The sequence below is a fragment of the Micromonospora sp. NPDC048930 genome (assembly GCF_043197935.1).
GTDB lineage: Bacteria > Actinomycetota > Actinomycetes > Mycobacteriales > Micromonosporaceae > Micromonospora.
This window is the reverse complement of record NZ_JBICUB010000002.1, coordinates 93,739-111,827: the sequence shown is the minus strand read 5'-3', so window position 1 is coordinate 111,827 and position 18,089 is coordinate 93,739. Positions and strand designations below refer to the sequence as shown.

At 73.8% G+C, this 18,089-nt stretch carries 14 protein-coding genes and 2 pseudogenes; 6 read left to right on the top strand and 10 right to left on the bottom strand.

Going from position 1 to position 18,089, the window contains the following annotated elements:
* Positions 1 to 10: 10 nt before the first annotated feature.
* Positions 11 to 808, bottom strand: a complete 798-nt coding sequence (locus ACGFI9_RS05860; RefSeq protein WP_393175442.1) for an SGNH/GDSL hydrolase family protein — start codon at positions 806 to 808, stop codon at positions 11 to 13.
* Between the two features lie 111 nt (positions 809 to 919).
* Positions 920 to 2,043 (bottom strand): annotated as a pseudogene (locus tag ACGFI9_RS05855) (SGNH/GDSL hydrolase family protein).
* Positions 2,044 to 2,187: 144 nt separating this feature from the next.
* Between ACGFI9_RS05855 and ACGFI9_RS05850 the strand changes: the two are divergent.
* Positions 2,188 to 2,544 carry a YkvA family protein gene (locus ACGFI9_RS05850; protein ID WP_393175440.1) on the top strand — a complete coding sequence of 119 codons (357 nt, stop codon included), beginning with the start codon at positions 2,188 to 2,190 and terminating at the stop codon, positions 2,542 to 2,544.
* Between the two features lie 75 nt (positions 2,545 to 2,619).
* The gene (locus ACGFI9_RS05845; RefSeq protein WP_393175438.1) at positions 2,620 to 3,990 is read left to right on the top strand and encodes a cystathionine beta-synthase; all 1,371 of its coding nucleotides are present in this window, start codon (positions 2,620 to 2,622) and stop codon (positions 3,988 to 3,990) included.
* 51 nt (positions 3,991 to 4,041) lie between these two features.
* Here ACGFI9_RS05845 and ACGFI9_RS05840 read toward each other — a convergent pair whose 3' ends face one another.
* The 8 genes and pseudogenes from ACGFI9_RS05840 to ACGFI9_RS05805 all read right to left on the bottom strand — a co-directional run bounded on the left by ACGFI9_RS05840 (position 4,042) and on the right by ACGFI9_RS05805 (position 13,214).
* Positions 4,042 to 4,992: a S1C family serine protease gene (locus tag ACGFI9_RS05840; RefSeq protein ID WP_393175436.1), complete on the bottom strand. Its 951-nt coding sequence runs from the start codon at positions 4,990 to 4,992 to the stop codon at positions 4,042 to 4,044.
* Between the two features lie 70 nt (positions 4,993 to 5,062).
* Complete coding sequence (locus ACGFI9_RS05835; RefSeq protein WP_393175434.1) at positions 5,063 to 5,572, bottom strand: GNAT family N-acetyltransferase; 510 nt, start codon at positions 5,570 to 5,572, stop codon at positions 5,063 to 5,065.
* Positions 5,569 to 6,498, bottom strand: a complete 930-nt coding sequence (locus ACGFI9_RS05830; protein WP_393175432.1) for a ribonuclease Z — start codon at positions 6,496 to 6,498, stop codon at positions 5,569 to 5,571. The genes ACGFI9_RS05835 and ACGFI9_RS05830 overlap by 4 nt, the downstream gene beginning before the upstream one ends.
* Before the next feature lie 588 nt (positions 6,499 to 7,086).
* The gene (locus ACGFI9_RS05825; RefSeq protein WP_393175430.1) at positions 7,087 to 8,262 is read right to left on the bottom strand and encodes an osmoprotectant NAGGN system M42 family peptidase; all 1,176 of its coding nucleotides are present in this window, start codon (positions 8,260 to 8,262) and stop codon (positions 7,087 to 7,089) included.
* A complete protein-coding gene (ngg, locus tag ACGFI9_RS05820; RefSeq protein ID WP_393175428.1) occupies positions 8,259 to 10,085 on the bottom strand; it encodes an N-acetylglutaminylglutamine synthetase in 1,827 nt (608 codons plus the stop codon). The genes ACGFI9_RS05825 and ngg overlap by 4 nt, the downstream gene beginning before the upstream one ends.
* A gap of 2 nt (positions 10,086 to 10,087) precedes the next feature.
* Positions 10,088 to 11,872 (bottom strand): N-acetylglutaminylglutamine amidotransferase, encoded by a 1,785-nt coding sequence (locus ACGFI9_RS05815; protein WP_393175426.1) that lies wholly within the window; start codon positions 11,870 to 11,872, stop codon positions 10,088 to 10,090.
* Between the two features lie 204 nt (positions 11,873 to 12,076).
* Positions 12,077 to 12,739 (bottom strand): peptide-methionine (S)-S-oxide reductase MsrA, encoded by a 663-nt coding sequence (gene msrA, locus ACGFI9_RS05810; protein WP_393175424.1) that lies wholly within the window; start codon positions 12,737 to 12,739, stop codon positions 12,077 to 12,079.
* A gap of 57 nt (positions 12,740 to 12,796) precedes the next feature.
* Positions 12,797 to 13,214: pseudogene (locus ACGFI9_RS05805) on the bottom strand (HIT family protein).
* A 109-nt stretch (positions 13,215 to 13,323) separates the two neighbouring features.
* Here ACGFI9_RS05805 and ACGFI9_RS05800 point away from each other — a divergent pair.
* Genes ACGFI9_RS05800 through ilvA form a run of 4 tightly spaced genes read left to right on the top strand, consistent with a single transcriptional unit; the run spans position 13,324 to position 18,078 of the window.
* Complete coding sequence (locus ACGFI9_RS05800) at positions 13,324 to 14,466, top strand: cystathionine gamma-synthase (RefSeq protein ID WP_393175422.1); 1,143 nt, start codon at positions 13,324 to 13,326, stop codon at positions 14,464 to 14,466.
* Positions 14,467 to 14,482: 16 nt separating this feature from the next.
* On the top strand, positions 14,483 to 15,895 hold the full coding sequence (locus ACGFI9_RS05795; RefSeq protein ID WP_393175420.1) for an amidase: 1,413 nt from the start codon (positions 14,483 to 14,485) through the stop codon (positions 15,893 to 15,895).
* Positions 15,896 to 15,943: 48 nt separating this feature from the next.
* Positions 15,944 to 16,861 (top strand): DUF4328 domain-containing protein, encoded by a 918-nt coding sequence (locus ACGFI9_RS05790; RefSeq protein ID WP_393175418.1) that lies wholly within the window; start codon positions 15,944 to 15,946, stop codon positions 16,859 to 16,861.
* Positions 16,858 to 18,078, top strand: coding sequence for a threonine ammonia-lyase (gene ilvA, locus ACGFI9_RS05785; RefSeq protein WP_393175416.1), 1,221 nt, complete (start codon positions 16,858 to 16,860; stop codon positions 18,076 to 18,078). The genes ACGFI9_RS05790 and ilvA overlap by 4 nt, the downstream gene beginning before the upstream one ends.
* Positions 18,079 to 18,089 lie beyond the last annotated feature (11 nt).

Below are 18,089 nucleotides of genomic sequence, written 5' to 3'. Positions count from 1 at the left end.
CCCCGGTCGCTCAGTGGTGCCGGGAGGCGACCGTCGCGGCGGCCTCGACCGCCGGCAGCAGGGCGTGCGCCCAGACCCGGTAGCCGTCGGCGGAGGGGTGGTAGCCGTCGTGGCAGAGCGTTCCGGCGTCCGCCCGGAACACCGGGCCGGTCTCGGTGCCCAGGTCGACCACGCTGCCCCCGGCGTCCAGCACCGCCGCCGTCTGGGCGCGGGCGACCCGCCGCCCGGACCAGGCGAGCACGTGCCGCAGCGGCGACGCGACCGCGCGGACGGCGCCGAGGTCGGGGCAGGTGCCCACGACCACCTCGACGTGCGCCTCGCGCAGCCGGCGTACCGCCGAGCCGAGGTACGCCGCCGCGTCCGTCGGGCGGGCCAGCGCGGTGGCGTCGTTCGCCCCGACCAGGATCACCGCCACGTCGGGCCGCTCGCCGAGCAGCGCCCGGGCCACCTGGGTGGCCAGGTCGGTGGAGCGGGAGCCGGAGACCCCCACGCTGGACAGGTGCACCCGCCGGCCGGTCGGCCCCTCGGCGAGCAGGTGGGCGAGCTGGCCGCCGATCGTGTCCTCGAAACGGTCCACCCCGACGCCGAGCGCCGAGGAGTCGCCGAGCAGCACCAGCCGCAGCGGCGGGGCGCCCGCCCGGCCCACCGTGGCCCGCAGCGCCAGGCTCATCTCGGGCTGCGCGTACTGGCGGTTGCGGGCGGCGATGGCCTGACCGGCGAGGACGGCCGCCCCGCCCACCGTGCCGGCGACCAGGGAGACCGCGGCGGCCCGACCCAGCCGGACCGCGAGCTCGTTACGCTCCGTCATGACGACACCTCCCCAGCTCCCACGACACGCGGGCCGGTCTGCTCGTGGCGAACGGCGTCGACATGAGCATGGCACACGTTGTGCCTGCTGATGATGCCCCCGCCGCCTCGCTCATGCCAGCCCCTCGCTTCGCTCGGCGCCGGCATGAGGCACCACGGCGCTGCACCGATGATTCGCTCGCTGACGCTCGCTCATGCCAGTCCCTCCACCTGGGCCGCGTCGGCGGCGCCGGGCTGCGGCACCGTGCCGACGCCGAAGAACGCCCGCCGCCGAAGCTGCGCCCAGCGCCCGCCGGGACCCCGGTCGCGGCCCCGGACCTGCGCGCCGCTGACCTCGGTGCCGGCGTGCCGGGCCGCCTCGTGGGCCGCCTCCGGCAGCGACCGGACGCCCTGCCGCCCGCCGAGCGGAGCCCGGCGGTCCGGACCGGCGCCGAGCGCGGAGAGCAAGGTGGGCAGCAGCGCCGCCGCGGCGACCGCGTACCCCTCGGCGGACGGATGGAACCGGTCCCAGGCGAACATCCGGGCCGGCTCGGCGGCGAAGCGGGGACCGAGCAGGTCGCCGAGGGAGACCGTCCAGCCGCCGGCCTCGACCACCGCGACCGTCTGGGCAGCGGCGAGCTGTCGACTCCACCGGCGGGCCAGCCAGCGCAGCGGCGGCTGGATCGGCCGGATCGCGCCCAGGTCGGGGCAGGTGCCCACGACCACCTCGCAGCCCGCCGCCCGCAGCGTACGGACCGCGTCGACCAGGTAACGCACGGCCACCGACGGTGGGGTGCGGTTGGTGACGTCGTTGCCGCCGATCAGGATGACCGCGATGTCGGGCGCGACCTCCAGGGCCGACTCGACCTGCGGCTTGAGCCCGGCCGACAGCGCCCCGACCACGGCGAGGCGGTGCAGCCGGACCGGCCGGTGCAGCCGGCGGGACAGCCCGGTGGCCAGCAGCGCCCCCGGGGTCTCCCGGCGGCGGTGCACGCCGTAGCCGGCGGCGGAGGAGTCGCCGAGGATGACCATGGTGACTGGCGGGCCGGGCAGCTTCGCGCCGTACACCCCGTCACAGCGCGGCGGGGGCGCCTCGGCCATCGGGATGGTGCGCCGGGCCTGCCGGGCCTGGCCGAGCAGCACCCCGCCCGTCGCGACGGTGGCCGCCACCGTCGCGCCCGTGCCGATCGCCGCCAGGCGGGCGATCCGCCGGGCGCGCTGCCAGCCGACCGGTACGACGGAACCAGCGTCCCCCATGAGGTCGACATTATCGCGCCGCCACGACACCCGCCCTCCCCGTGATCGGGAGGCTGGGCGAGGACCGTTCCGGGTACCTGTTCCGGCAGGCGGCGCGGGCTTGCGCCGGCACCGCACCCTGGTCGAGCGGAAAGGGGCGAACGGATGGACAGGACGTTGAAGCGGAGCGCGGCCTTCGCCGCGCTGGCCCGGGCGCTGGCGACGGGCGCCCGGGGCGGGCCGTCGCTGGGTGCCCGGCTGGCGGCGCTGCCCCGGATGATCCGGGCCACCGCCAAGGGGGAGTACGACGGCGGCCTGCGGCTGGCCCTGATGACCGCGGCGACGGCGTACATCGTCTCGCCGATCGACCTGCTGCCGGAGATCCCGTTGGCGATCTTCGGCCTGGCCGACGACGCGGTGATGGTGACCTGGCTGGCGGGCAGCGTGCTCGCCGAGACCGAGCGGTTCCTGGAGTGGGAGGCGCGTCGCAGCTCCGTCATCCCCGGGCATGTGGTGCCCTGAGGCCCCGTACCCTGGGCGGCGAACAGAAGTCTTCCCGGCCGCCGTCGGCGGCGGCGCAACGAAGGGCACAACGAGGTGCAGTACTACGACAACGTCGTCGAGCTGATCGGCAACACCCCGCTGGTACGCCTGCGCAACGTCACCGAGGGCATCCAGGCGACCGTGCTGGCGAAGGTGGAGTACGTCAACCCGGGCGGCTCGGTGAAGGACCGGATCGCGCTGCGGATGGTGGAGGACGCCGAGCGCGCCGGGATCCTCAAGCCGGGCGGCACGATCGTCGAGCCGACCAGCGGCAACACCGGCGTCGGCCTGGCCCTGGTGGCCCAGCTCAAGGGCTACAAGTGCGTCTTCGTCTGCCCCGACAAGGTCAGCCAGGACAAGCAGGACGTGCTGCGGGCGTACGGCGCCGAGGTGGTGGTCTGCCCGACCGCTGTCGCGCCGGAGGACCCGCGCTCCTACTACAACGTCTCCGACCGGCTGGCCCGGGAGATCCCCGGCGCCTGGAAGCCCAACCAGTACAGCAACCCGGCCAACCCGCGCTCGCACTACGAGACCACCGGCCCGGAGATCTGGAAGCAGACCGAGGGGCGGATCACCCACTTCGTCGCGGGCGTCGGCACCGGCGGCACCATCTCCGGCATCGGCCGCTACCTCAAGGAGGCCTCGGAGGGGCGGGTCAAGGTCGTCGGCGCGGACCCGGAGGGCTCGGTCTACTCCGGCGGCACCGGCCGGCCGTACCTGGTCGAGGGCGTCGGTGAGGACTTCTGGCCGGAGACGTACGACCGGAACATCGCCGACGAGATCGTCGAGGTCTCCGACAAGGAGTCCTTCGAGATGACCCGGCGGCTGGCCCGCGAGGAGGGGCTGCTGGTCGGCGGCTCGTGCGGCATGGCCGTGGTGGGCGCGCTGGAGGTGGCCCGCAAGGCCGGCCCGGACGACGTGGTCGTGGTGCTGCTGCCGGACGGCGGCCGGGGCTACCTCTCCAAGATCTTCAACGACAAGTGGATGGCCCGGTACGGCTTCCTCGACGACTCCGGCACCGAGCCGACCGTCGCCGACGCGCTCGCCGGCAAGCCGGGCGGCCTGCCCGAGCTGGTGCACGTGCACCCGACCGAGACGGTCCGCGACGCCATCGACTACATGCGCGAGTACGGCGTCTCCCAGCTCCCGGTGCTCAAGGCCGAGCCGCCCGTGGTCACCGGTGAGGTGGCCGGCTCGATCGCCGAGAAGGACCTGCTCGACGCGCTCTTCACCGGGCAGGCGCACCTGCACGACACCATCGAGCGGCACATGGGTGAGCCGCTGCCGATGATCGGTGGCGGGCAGCCGGTCAGCGAGGCGGTCGCGCTGCTGGAGAAGGCCGACGCCGCCCTGGTGCTGGTGGACGGCAAGCCCAAGGGCGTGCTGACCCGGCAGGACCTGCTCGCCCATCTCGGCGCACGCTGACCTGTACGTACCACCCGAGGGCCGTCCCTTACCCGGGCGGCCCTCGGCGCTTCAGCGGGTGAGCTCGGTGGGGACCGCCACCACGTCGACGTAGGCCCCCCTGCGCAGCACGGTGACCGGCAGGCGGGCGCCGATCGCCGGGCCGAGCATCAACCGTTGCAGACCCTGGCCGTCCTGCACCGGCCGGCCGCCGGCCGCCACGATCACGTCGCCCAGGTAGATCCCGGCCAGCCCGGCCGGGCTGCCCGGCACCACCTCGACCACCCGCAGCCCACGCCGCTGCCCGGTCCGGGCGGTGATCTCCGGCGGCAGCGGCACGGGCACCCCGGCGACCCCCAGCCACGCCCGGCGTACCCGGCCGTCGCTGGTGAGGTCGTCGATGATCTGCCGGGTGGTCGAGTTGATCGGCACGGCCAGCCCGAGGCCGTACCCGGCGACGGCCGTGTTCACCCCGACCACGCGGCCGGTCGAGTCGGCCAGCGCGCCGCCCGAGTTGCCCGGGTTCAGCGCCGCGTCGGTCTGGATGACGTCCTCGATCAGGCGGGTGACCCGCCCGTCCCGCGCAGGCAGGGACCGGCCCAGCCCGGAGACCACCCCGGCGGTGACCGAGCCGGCCAACCCCATCGGGTTGCCGACCGCCACCACGAGCTGGCCGATCCGCAGCCGGTCGGCGTCGCCCAGCTCCGCCGGTGACACGGTGGCCTGCTCGGCCCGCAGCACGGCCAGGTCCGACAGCGGGTCGGCCCCGATCACCCGGAACCGGGTCTCGGTGCCGTCACCGAAGGCGGCCGTGCCGCCCCCGGCCCCCTGCACGACGTGGGCGCTGGTGAGCAGCAGCCCGTCCGGGCCGATCACCACGGCCGAGCCGGCCCCGGCCCCGCGCGGGGTCCGTACCGACAGCGCGGCCACGCTGGGCAGCACCCGGGCGGCCACGCCGGTCACCACCCGGGAGTACGCGTCGAGCGCGGCGTCCTCCGCCCGCTCGCTGTGCTCGGTGTCCATGCCGGTGCCAACGCGCCGCCGCCGACGCCCATGCCCCGATCCGCTCAGGGCGAACGGCCGGACCGGTTGGTCACAGCTCCCGGGCGTAGCGGAGCTGGGGCACCAGCGCGGGGCCGATCCGGTCGTCGCGTTCCTCGCCGGTGGCGGCCCAGCCGCCGCGCTCGTAGAAGCGCCGGGCGTGCGCGTTGTCCCGGAGTACCCAGAGCACCGCCCGGCGCCAGCCCCGCGCCCGCATCGCGGCCAGGGCGTCGACCATCAGCGCCCGGCCGGTGCCCCGACCCCGCTCGTCCGGCTCCAGGTGGATGGCGTTGAGCAGGCCGGTGGCCGGATCCCCGGCGTCGTCCGGGCCGAGGTAGCTGAAGCCGACCAGCCGGCCGCCGCGTACCGCGACGGTCATCCGGTGGTCCGTCCCCTCCCAGGCCAGCCGCTCCACCCAGTACCGGCCCATCTGCTCCGGCGTCGGTACGGCCAGCGCCTCCGCCGGCAGGAACGGCGAGTACGCCGCCACCCGGGAACGCTGGTGCAGCGCGCCGACCGCCATCAGATCGGCCTCGCTGGCGGGGCGTAAGGAGACCGTCACCCGCCCGAGGCTACCCGCCGGGGCGGGACCGGAACGGTCATCAGGTCCTCGGCGATCACCAGCTTCCCGGCGAAGTGCGCGCGGGCCTCGTCGGCGAACCGGCGCGGGTCGGCGTACCGCTGGGAGAAGTGGGTGAGCACCAGGGTGCGTACCCCCGACTCGGCCGCCACCCGCGCGGCCTGGGCCGCGGTGAGGTGGCCGACCTCGGCGGCGAGCGCCGCCTCCGAGTCCAGGAACGTCGACTCGATGACCAGCAGGTCGGCGTGCTCGGCGAGAGCCCACACCCCGTCGCAGAGCCCGGTGTCCATCACGAAGGCGAACCGCTGGCCCGGCCGGGCCACGCTCACCTCGTCCCGGGTGACGCGGCGTCCGTCCAGGTCCAGGTGGCCGTCGCGGATCAGCTTGCCGACGGCCGGACCGGCGATGCCGTACGCCGCCAGCTTCTCCGGCAGCATCCGGCAGCCGTCCGGCTCGATCAACCGGTAGCCGTACGTCTCGATCGGGTGCCGCAGCCGGCGGGCCTCCAGGGTGCCGATCCGTAGCTTGATCCGCTGCCCGTCGGTGTGGATCGGCTCGACCACCAGCTCGGCGGCCTCGTAGAAGCTGGACGCATGGTGCAGCCGGTCGAAGTACTCCGTGCCGCCGGCGGGGAAGTGCACGGCCACCGGGTGCGGCACCCGGTCCAGGGAGAGCCGCTGGATCATGCCGGGCAGGCCCAGGCAGTGGTCGCCGTGGAAGTGGGTGACGCAGATCCGGGTGAGGTCCGTGGCGGATATCCCGGTGTGCAGCATCTGCCGCTGGCTGCCCTCGCCCGGGTCGAAGAGGAGCACCTCGTCGTCCCAGCGCAGCAGGTAGCCGTTGTGGTTGCGCTGTCGGGTCGGGGCCTGGCTGGCCGTACCCAGCACCGCCAGCTCGCGCATCGACACGTGATCTCCCGGACATGAAGCGACCCCCGGGGTTTCCGCGCTCGCGCGCGGGCCGGCTGGACTGGGCCGGCACCCCGGGGGTCGGGTGGCTGTCGTGGATTCGCCGCACCGCTGCCACACGGTCTCGACGATGGTGCCTGTGCCCGCCTCGCGGCGGACGGGATTACTGTCGAGGACAGCGGCTAGCGGACAGCCACCTCACGAGTCCGATTGCTATACAAGTCTGGACCACCTCCTTTCCCGTGTACCGCCACGCTATCCACTTCCCGGTGAGCCCGGCAACGGATTTCGATCACAGGGCGGAGCGGGAATCCGGGATCGAGGCCCTCCGCGGACTCGGCCGCCTCGGGAGCCTGAGGCTCGGGCGCGGGGGCGCGGCATGGTTGTCGGCCGCCTGTGGAGCTGATATCGCAGACGACTCACCGCGCGGTCGCGCGGGGGCTCGGCGCGGCGAAATGGGGTCCGGCGAGGTGGTCCGGCGGCTGCCGTGAGTCGTTGGTGATATCAGCTCCAAAGGGAGCGACAAGGTATGCGCAGCCGCAGCGTGCTGCCTGCGGCTGGCAGCTCGCGTCGCGGGGCGCGGACCGCTCAGTCCAGGCCGATCGGGCCCTCGCGGGGGCCTTCCTCGGAGGCCGGCTGCACGGCCAGCGACGGGAAGTCGACCAGATCGCCCTCCGGCTCGGCGTCCCACTCCGGGAAGACCAGCGGGCTCTGCAGGTAGAGGCAGAGCAGCTGGGTGAGGTGGCGCAGGCAGTCGAGGTGGGTGCGCTCGTGCCCGTGGGTGGCGTCCACGCCGAAGCCGAGCAGCGCCACCCGGGCGTGCGCGCCCGCCTCCACCGCGGCCGCCACGTCGGAGCGGTAGTAGTCGAAGACGTCCCGGACCAGGTCGACGCCGTGCTCGCGGGCGATCGAGGCCAGGTTGCGGGTCAGGTGGTAGTCGAACGGGCCCACCCCGTCGCCCATGGCCAGGGTGGCCGCGTCCTCCCGGGACTGCTGGCCGGGGGCGACCACCGCCGCGTCCACCGAGACGATCTCCGCCACGTCCGGGTCGAGCCCGTGGCTCGCCCCGTGGCCGATCTCCTCGGTGACGGTGACCAGCAGGTGCGCGGTGACCGCCGGGGTGATCCCCGCGTCGACCATCGCCTTGAACGCGGTCAGCACCGCGGCCACGCCGGCCTTGTCGTCGAGGTGCCGGGACTTGACGTACCCGCCGGGGGTGATCGCCGGGTTGGCCAGCAGCGCGACGAAGTCGCCGGCGTCGATGCCGAGCGCACGCAGACCAGCGATGTCCGCCACCGGCTCGTCGACCCGTACCTCGACCAGCTCCCAGCCGACGCCCTGGAGGTCGACGGCCTCGTTGTAGCGGTGCCCGCTGGCCTTGAGCGGCAGCACCTGGCCGGTGATCACCCGGTCCAGGTCGTCGGTGAAGATCCGCACCTGGGCGCCCTCGGCGAAGCGCGCGCTGTGCGTGCCGATCGGCTTCAGCTCCAGCCGCCCGTTCTCCTTGAGCCGCTTCACCATGCCGCCGATGGTGTCGGTGTGCACCACGATCGCCCGGTCGGCGCCGGTCTCCCGGGGCCCGGGCAGGCAGGCGCTGAGCGCCCCCCGCCGGGTCAGCGTCGAGCCGATGCCGAGCGCGGAGAGGCGTTCCCCCACGTACTGCTGGACGTGGTCGGTACGCCCCGACGGGCTGGGGATCTCCAGCAGCTCCACCAGCACCTGGCGCAGGTAGTCGACGTCGATCTCCAGCGGCTTCGGGCTCACGCGGCGCCTCCCGTACCGGCCGGCGACCAGAGCCGCTGCGGTGCCCGGGTGCCGGGGAAGAGCAGGTCGACGAAGCGTTCGGCGGTCGGCTGCGGCTCGTGGTTGGCCAGGCCAGGTCGCTCGTTCGCCTCGATGAACACGTGCTCCGGCCGGTCGGGGGCGGGCACCAGCAGGTCCAACCCGGTGACCGGGATGTCCAACGCCCGGCTGGCCGTCACGCACGCCTCGGCGATCGCCGGATGCAGCTCGGCGGTCACGTCGTGGATGGTCCCGCCGGTGTGCAGGTTCGCGGTCCGGCGTACGGCCAGCACCTGTCCCTCCGGGAGCACGTCGTGCATCCGGTACCCGGCCTCGGCCACCACCTCGCGGGTCATGTCGTCGATCGGGATCCTCGATTCGCCCCCGGTCGCGGCGGCCCGGCGCCGGCTCTGCCGCTCGATCAACTCGGTGACGTCGTGCACCCCGTCCCCGGTGATCTGCGCGGGCCGGCGTACGGCGGCGGCGACCACCTCGTGGTCGATGACGACCACCCGCAGGTCCTCGCCCGCGCGCAGTTCCTCGATCAGCACGTCCGGGCAGAACCGGCGGGCCAGCTCGACGGCGGCGATCAACGCCTCGGGCGTGCGTACCCCGACGGTGATGCCGTTGCCCTGCTCGCCCCGGGCCGGCTTGACCACCACCGGGCCGACGTCGGCCAGGAAGGCGAGGTCGTCCGCGTCGCCGGTGGCCGTCCGCCCGCGTGGCACCGCCAGCCCCGCCTGGGTGAGGATCCGCCGGGTCACCCGCTTGTCGTCGCAGCGGCCCATCGCCACCGCCGAGGTCAGCTCCGACAGCGACTCCCGGGTGTGGACGGTCCGGCCGCCGTTGCTCAGCCTCAGCTCACCCCAGTGCGGGTCGGTGACCTCCACCCGGATGCCGCGCCGCATCGCCTCGTCCGCGACGATCCTCGCGTACGGGTTCAGCTCGTCGTACCCCTCAGGGGTGGCGGGCAGGAACAGCCGCTCGTTGATGGGGTTCTTCCGCTTCACGCAGAGCGTCCCGGTGCGGTGGAAGCCGAGCCGCTCGTAGAGCCGGATCGCGCCCGAGTTCTCGGCCAGCACCGACAGGTCCACGTACGCCCGGCCCCGCGCGTCGAGCCGGTCGGCCAGCGCGGTGAGCAGCGCCTGCCCGGTGCCGGGCGGTGCGGTGTTGAAGTCCACGGTCAGGCACCAGAGGCTGGCGCCGTTCTCCGGGTCGGCGAAGACCGCGACGTGGTCCACGCCGGTGATCGTGCCGACCACCTCGCCGGCACCGTCCTCGGCGACCAGGTGCAGGAAGCGGTCGGTGCCGGCGTTCCCGACCAGCACCTCGACCGGCGCGGTGACCATGCCGTTGCGGGCGTAGATCCGGTTGACCGCGTCCGCGTCGTCGGCGTCCCGGAGCGGGCGGATGGTCAGGCCGGGGATCTCGCCGCTCCCGGTGGCGGCCGGTCGCCGCCCGCCCAGCGGCAGTCGGTAGGTCAGCGACGGGTCGATGAACAGCTCGTCCGGGAGCCGGGAGACGAGCACGTGCGGGTCGCGCAGGTAGATGCAGATGTCCCGGGCGCCGGCCGCCTCGGAGCGCAGCACGTCGGCGACCGCCGCCTGCTCGGCGAAGGTCTGCCCGAAGACCAGCCGGCCCCAGCCGCAGTCCAGCACCACACCCGACTCGTCGGCGGGCTGCCGGCGCGGCTCGGGGGTGCCGGGTGCGACCGGGTCGCCGCCCGGGCCGACGCGTTCCCGGCGGCGGCCCAGCATCCGTTCCCGGTCGGTGCGGGCGGTTCCGGTGGCGAGGGTGTCGGTCACGGTCAGTCGATTCCGTGGCTCTGGAGCCACATTTCCAGGAGTCCCAGCTGCCACAGCTTGTTTCCGTTCAACGGGGTCAGTTCGGCGTTCGGGTCGGCGAGCAGCGCGCCGACGTAGTCGGCGCGGAACAGGTCCCGGCGGCGCGCCTCGGGGGCGGTGAGGGCGTCGCGTACCCGGTCGAGGAGCTTGCCCTCGAGGTGGGTGAGGCCGGGCACCGGGAAGTAGCCCTTCGGCCGGTCGATCACCTCGTGCGGGAGGACCCGCCGGCCGATCTCCTTGAGCACGCCCTTGCCGCCCTGGGCGAGCTTCAGCTCGGGCGGGCAGCTCGCGGCCAGCTCGACGAACTCGTGGTCCAGGAACGGCACCCGGGCCTCCAGCCCGTGCGCCATGGTCATGTTGTCCACCCGCTTCACCGGGTCGTCGGTCAGCATGACCTGGGTGTCGATCCGCAGGCCGGCGTCGACCGCGGTCTGCGCCCCGGGCCGGGCCAGGTGCGCGGCGACGAACTCCCGCGCCGGGTCGCCGTCGGCCAGCCACGCCGGGTTCAGCACCCGTGCCAGGCCGGCCGCGTCGCGGTCGAAGAACGCCTTCGCGTACGTCTCCAGCGCCCGTTCCCGGTCGACGCCGGCCAGCGGCGGGTACCAGTGGTAGCCGCCGAGGATCTCGTCCGCGCCCTGACCGGACTGGACCACCTTGACGTGCCGGGCGACCTCCTGGCTGAGCAGGTAGAACGCCACGCAGTCGTGGCTGACCATGGGCTCGCTCATGGCCGCGACGGCGGCCTCCAGGGGCGGCAGCAGGTCGCCGGTGGGCACCTTGATCTGGTGGTGGTCGGTGTCGAACGTCTTCGCGACCAGGTCGGAGTAGACGAACTCGTCGCCCTCCCGGCCGCCGACCGCGTCGAAGCCGATGGAGAAGGTGGCCAGCCCGGACTGCCCCTCGCCGGCCAGCAGCGCCACCACCAGGCTGGAGTCCAGCCCGCCGGAGAGCAGCACGCCGACCGGCACGTCGGCCACCATCCGGCGGCGTACGGCGGTGGTCAGCGACGCCAGCAGCGCGTCCTGCCAGTCCCGCTCGGTCCAGTCGGCTCGCTCGGCGGCCCGGGTGAAGGACGGGTCCCAGTAGACCCGTTCGTGGGCGGAGCCGTCCGGCTCGTACACCCGCACCGTGGCCGGCGGGAGCTTGGCGACGCCGCGCAGGATGGTCCGCGGCGGCGGCACGATGCTGTGGAAGCTCAGGTAGTGGGCGAGCGCCACCGGGTCGATCGAGGTGTCCACCCCGCCGCCGGCCAGCAGCGCCGGCAGGGTGCTGGCGAAGCGCACCACGCCGGGGGTCTCGGCCAGGTAGAGCGGCTTGATGCCGAGCCGGTCCCGGGCCAGCACCAGCCGGCCGGTGTCCCGCTCGCTGATCGCCACCGCGAACATGCCGATCAGGTGGTCGACGAAGTCGAGGCCCCACTCGGCGTACGCCTTGACCACGACCTCGCTGTCGCCGGAGGAGAAGAAGCGGTGGCCCCTGGCCTGCAGCTCCTCGCGCAGCTCCCGGTAGTTGTAGATGCAGCCGTTGAAGACGCCGGTGAGCCCGGCGGCGGGGTCGACGATCGGTTGGCCGCTGGCCGCCGAGAGGTCGATGATCTTCAGGCGTCGGTGTCCCAGCGCCGTCGGTCCCTGGGACCAGACTCCGCTGTCGTCGGGGCCTCGGTCACTCATCGTGGCCGCCATCCGCTCCACGGCCGACACGTCGGCCCGTGAACCGTCACGGCGGAACTCTCCAGCCAGTCCGCACATGCGAGGCAATGCTGCCAGAGGTTGGTGCGCCTCGCCTGTTGAGCTGATGTTGGTGGTGTTACGTCTTTGCTAGGATGCGCGCCCTCGCCGATCCAGCCGTCGACCAGGCTCGGGTTTCGGTCGGCGGCCCGCCAGGTGCCCGAAATGATCCGGGCCCACGGTGTGACAAACACCGCAGGCCCGGGAAAACGGACGTCCGGTCGCTCAGCCGGCGGTACGGGCCACGCCGACCGGGCAGCTCAGCCCGTTCGGGCCGTGGTTGCAGTACCCGTTCGGGTTCTTGGTGGGGGCCAGGTACTGCTGGTGGTAGTCCTCGGCGAAGTAGTAGTCACCGAGCCGGGCGATCTCCGTGGTGATCTCGCCCTTGCCGGCCCGCGCCACGATCGGCGCGAACGCGTCCCGGGAGGCCTGCGCGGTGGCCAGCTGCTCGTCGGTGGTGGCGTAGATCGCCGAGCGGTACTGCGTACCGACGTCGTTGCCCTGGCGCATGCCCTGGGTCGGGTCGTGGTTCTCCCAGAAGACCTTGAGCAGGTCCTCGTAGCTGATCTGCGCGGGGTCGTAGACCACCTGGACCACCTCGGCATGCCCGGTCAGCCCCGAGCAGACCTCCTCGTACGTCGGGTTCCTGGTGTAGCCACCCGCGTAGCCGGCCGACGTGGTGAGCACGCCCGGGAGGGTCCAGAACAGCCGCTCGGCGCCCCAGAAGCAGCCCATCCCGAAGACCGCGACCTGCGCGCGCTCGGGGAACGGGCCCGTCAGCGAGGAGGGCAGCACCTCGTGCCGGTCGGCGATCGGCATCGCGATCGGGCGGCCCGGCAGGGCCTGGTCGGGAGAGATCATCTCGGCCTTCATGCGGCGAAGGAACACGGTGGGACTCCTCTCTTGGCTTTCCCAGCGTGTGCAACACCGACGTTCCCCGCTTCCTTACCCGGTGAGGGCGGCGGCGATCCGGTCGGCGCACTCCCGGGCCTCGGCGTCGTCGGCGTAGCGGGTACGCGGCCAGAAGAAGCCGCGCAGGCCGTCGCCCTTGGTCCGGGGGCACCACGTGGGTGTGCAGGTGCGGCACCGACTGGGACACCTTGTTGTTGACCGCCACGAACGTCCCACCGGACCCCAGGCCGGTCTCCACCGCGACGATGATCCGCTGCACCAGCCGGAAGTAGCCGGGCAGCACGTCGGCCGGCAGCGTGTCGAGGGTGACCAGATGGGCGCGCGGCACCACCAGCACGTGCCCCTTGAACACCGGCCGGGTGTCCAGGAACGCCACCCCGTCCGGCTCGTCGGCGACGGTGAACGCGGGCACCTCGCCCGCCACGATCCCGCAGAACACGCACCCGCTCACCGTGGCAGCGTAATCCGGGGCCCCGACAGTGGCCGGGCAGCGTGAGCGCCGACCCCTACCGCCCCGGGTTCCACGCACTGGGACGTACGGGCGGACTAACGTCTCGGGAATGAGTCACGGCTTCGAGACGCTCGCCATCCACGCCGGTCAGGACCCCGAGGCCCGCACCGGCGCGGTGATCCCACCGATCTACCAGACCAGCACCTACGCCCAGGACGCCGTCGGCGCGCCCCGGCAGGGCTACGAGTACAGCCGCTCCGGCAACCCCACCCGGGACGCGCTCCAGGAGTGCCTGGCCGCGCTGGAGGGCGGGCCGGTGGCGCTCGCCTTCGCCAGCGGCCTGGCCGCCGAGGACACGCTGCTGCGCACCGTGTGCAAGCCGGGTGACCACGTGGTCATCCCGGACGACGCGTACGGCGGCACCTACCGGCTCTTCGCCAGGGTCGCCGAGCGCTGGGGGCTGGAGTACACCCCGGCCAAGGTCTCCGACCCGGACGCGGTGCGGGCCGCGATCCGCCCCGGCGCCACGCGGATCGTGTGGGTGGAGACGCCCACCAACCCGCTGCTCGGCATCGCCGACATCGCCGGCCTCGCCGCCGTCGCGCACGAGGCCGACGCGCTGCTGGTGGTCGACAACACCTTCGCCTCGCCGTACCTGCAGCAGCCGATCGCGTTCGGTGCGGACGTGGTGGTCCACTCCACCACCAAGTACATCGGCGGGCACTCCGACGTGGTCGGTGGCGCGCTGATCGCCGCCGACCGGGCGCTCGGCGAGGAACTGCGCTACCACCAGAACGCGATGGGCGCGATCAACGGGCCGTTCGACGCCTGGCTCACCCTGCGCGGCATCAAGACCCTCGGCGTACGGATGGACCGGCACTGCGACAACGCTGAGCGGATCGCGGCCTACCTGGACGGTCACGCCAAGGTCGCCCAGGTCATCTACCCGGGCCTGCCCACCCACCCCGGTCACGAGGTTGCCGCCAAGCAGATGCGCCGGTTCGGCGGCATGATCTCGTTCCGCGCCGCGGGCGGCGAGGAGCACGCCGTGGAGATCTGCAACCGGGCCAAGCTGTTCGTGCTCGCGGAGTCGCTCGGCGGGGTCGAGTCCCTCATCGAGCACCCGGGACGGATGACACACGCGAGCGCTGCCGGCTCGCCGCTTGAAGTTCCCGCCGATCTCGTGCGACTGTCTGTCGGCATCGAGACGGTCGACGACCTGCTCGCCGATCTGGAGCAGGCACTGGGCTGACCGCTGGCTGGGGAGGGTGGCCGTGCAGGACTTCATGCCGACGACCTGGGTGGGGGCGACGGCCAAGCAGATCGCCCGGGGCGTACGCCGGGGCGACGTCTCCGCCACCCAGGTCGTCGCCGATCACCTGGATCACCTCGCCCGGGCCGACGCCGACCTCGCCGCGTTCCGCACGGTACGCGGCGGGGAGGCGATCACCGAGGCGGAGAAGGTCGACGAGCAGGAGGACCTGGCCAACCTTCCGCTGGCCGGGGTGCCGGTCGCGGTCAAGGAGAACACCCCGGTCGCCGGCCTGCCCACCTGGAACGGGTCGGCCGCCGTGCGTACCCCGGTGGCGGAGGCCGACCACGAGGTGGTCCGCCGGCTGCGCGGCGCCGGCGCGGTGATCCTCGGGGTGACCCGGATGCCGGAGCTCGGCCTCTGGGCGCTCACCGATGACGACACCGGGGTCACCCGCAACCCCTGGGACCTGTCGCGTACCCCCGGCGGCTCCTCCGGTGGGGCGGCCGCCGCGGTGGCCGCCGGGCTGGTGCCGATCGCGCACGGCAACGACGGTCTCGGCTCGATCCGCATCCCTGCGGCCTGCTGCGGCCTGGTCGGGCTCAAGCCCGGCCGGGGCGTGGTGCCCTGCCAGCTCGGCGCCGACGACTGGTTCGGCCTGACCGAGCACGGCATGCTCACCAGCACCGTCGCCGACGCGGTGGTCGGCTTCTCGGTGCTGGCCGGGCGCCGCCCGGACAAGTTGGTCCCGCCGCCGCGGCTGCGGGTCGGCGTCTCGCTGCGCTCGCCGGTGCGCGGCGTCTCGCCGGACGCCCCCAACCGGGACGCGGTGGCCGCCGCCGGCCGGCTGCTGGCCGCCGCCGGGCACGACACCGTCCCCGCCGACCCGGTCTACCCGACCCGGCTCGGCCTGCAGGGCATCGCCACCTGGTTCGCCGCGGCCGCCGCCGACGTGCGGGCGTCCGGGGTGGCGCCGCGCCAGCTCCAGCGGCGCAGCCGCCGGCACGTCGCGTTCGGCGAGTGGGCGCAGCGCCGGGGGTACGTCCGCGAGGCCGACCGGCTCGCCTGGCGCGAGCGGTCGGTGAACTTCTTCGCCGACCACTCGGTGGACCTGCTGCTCACCCCGGCGCTGGCCGGGCCGCCGCCGGAGGCCGCCGGCTGGTCCGGCCGGTCCTGGCTGGCGAACATGTCGGCCAACATCCGGTACGCCCCGTACGCCGCGCCGTGGAACATCGCCGGCCTGCCGTCGATCGTGGTGCCCGTCGGCCGCCGCCCGGACGGCCTGCCGGTCGGCGTGCAGTTCGTCGGGCCGCCCGGCTCGGAGCTGCTGCTGCTCGGCGTCGCCGGTCAGTTCGAGATGCAGGCCCCCTGGCAGCGGCACGCCCCCGGCTACCCCCGGGCCGCAACGGGGTCGCCGGCCACCGCGTGATCGTCTAACGTGTCCGCACTCACACGCGGACCACGGGGGACGACGCCGATGTACTGCCGGACCTGCGGGGACGCCACGTCCCCGGCCTTCAACGAGTGCCAGCGCTGCGGCACCCCGCTCGGCCAGCCGGCGGTGAGCCCCGGCGTGCCCGCGTACGCGGTGCGCGGCCTGGGCACGGCCGCTGCCATCGCGGTCGGCGCGGCCAGCGTGCTCTACCTGCCGAGCGCGCTGTTCCCCGTCGTCGGGGTGCGGGTGGCCCGCGCGGCGGCCGAGCAGGCCGACCGCGACCTGCTGATGGGCGCGGCGGTGGCCGAAGTCCTGCTCTACCTGCCCTACCTGCTGGCCTTCCTGACCGCCGCGGTACTGGTGATCATCTGGACCTGGCGGGTGCGGAAGAACCTCGAAGCGTTTCCGGGGGCCCTGCCGACGATGGGTCCGGGCTGGGCGATCGCCGGGTGGCTGGTGCCGTTCGCCAACTTCGTGGTGCCGGCGCGGGTGGTGGCCAACGTGGCCCGGGACAGCCTGTGGCGCCGGAGCACCGGCCTGGTCGGCGTCTGGTGGGCGGCCTGGCTGGTGTTCACCTTCGGCGAGCGCGTCGTCAGCAAATTCGACGACCAGCGGTACGCCAGACTGACCGAGTGGCCCCGCAGCGACGCGGAGTTCCAGACCTACGTCCGCTACTACCAGGACGCGATCGGCCCGCGGCTGATCCCCACGATCGCCTGCCTGATCGCCGGGGTCTCGTTCGTCGTGCTGATCCGCCGGATCTCCGCCGCCCAGCAGGACCGGATCGCGCGTGCCGTGCCGGCCTGGCCGATCGCCCCCGGCTGGCCCGGCGCGCCGATCGGGTACGCCCCGGGCTACCCGACGCAGCCCGTGAGCGGGCCGTCGCCGCAGGTCCCGAGCGATCCGACCGTGGCGTCGCCGCAGGTTCACCCGGGGGCGGGTGGCACGATCGGGGCATGACGGAACTGGTCGGTCTCGCCGACGTACAGGCCGCGCGGGAGTTGCTCGCCGGCGTCACCCGGACCACCCCGCTGGAGCCCTCCCGCCCACTCAGCGCCGTGCTCGGCGGCCCGGCGTGGTTGAAGTGCGAGAACGTGCAGCGCGCCGGGTCGTACAAGGTGCGCGGGGCGTACGTGCGGATCTCCCGGCTCTCGGCCGAGGAGCGGGAACGCGGCGTGGTCGCGGCGAGCGCCGGTAACCACGCGCAGGGGGTGGCGCTCGCCGCCGGCCTGGTCGGCACGCACGCCACGGTCTTCATGCCGGTCAACGCGCCGCTGCCCAAGGTCGCCGCCACCAAGGGGTACGGCGCCACGGTGGAGCTGGTCGGCAACACGGTGGACGAGTCGCTGGTCGCGGCGCAGACCTTCGCCGAGCGGACCGGGGCGGTGTTCATCCACCCGTTCGACCACCCGGACGTCATCGCCGGCCAGGGCACGGTGGCCCTGGAGATCCTGGAGCAGTGCCCGGACGTCAAGACGATCGTCACCGGGGTGGGCGGCGGTGGCCTGATCTCCGGGATGGCGGTGGCCGCCAAGGCGCTGCGTCCCGACGTCCGCGTGATCGGGGTGCAGGCGGCCACCGCGGCCGCCTTCCCGCCCTCGCTGAAGGCCGGCGAGCCGGTCCGCCTGCCGGCGTTCTCGACGATCGCCGACGGCATCGCGGTCGGCCGTCCCGGCGACCTCACCTTCACCCACGTCCGCAAGCTGGTCGACGACGTCGTCACGGTCTCCGAGGAGGACATCTCCCGGGCCCTGCTGATGCTGCTGGAACGCGGCAAGCAGGTGGTGGAGCCGGCCGGCGCGGTCGGGGTGGCGGCGCTGCTGGCCGGCGCGGTGGAGGTGCAGGCGCCGGTGGTGGCGGTGCTCTCCGGCGGCAACATCGACCCGCTGCTCATGCTGCGGGTGATCGAGCACGGCCTGGCGGCGGCCGGCCGCTACCTGCGGGTCACCGTGCGCTGCACGGACCGGCCGGGTCAGCTCGCCTCCCTGCTCGGCGAGATAGCCGAGCACCGGGCCAACGTGGTGGACGTGGAGCACCAGCGGGCCAACCCGCACCTGCGCCTCGGCGAGGTGGAGGTGGCGCTCTCGGTCGAGACCCGCGGGGTGGAGCACTCGGACACGCTGATCAGCGCCCTGCGGGCCAGCGGCTACCAGGTGGTGTTCGCCGCCGAGTCGTGATCTCGTCCGGG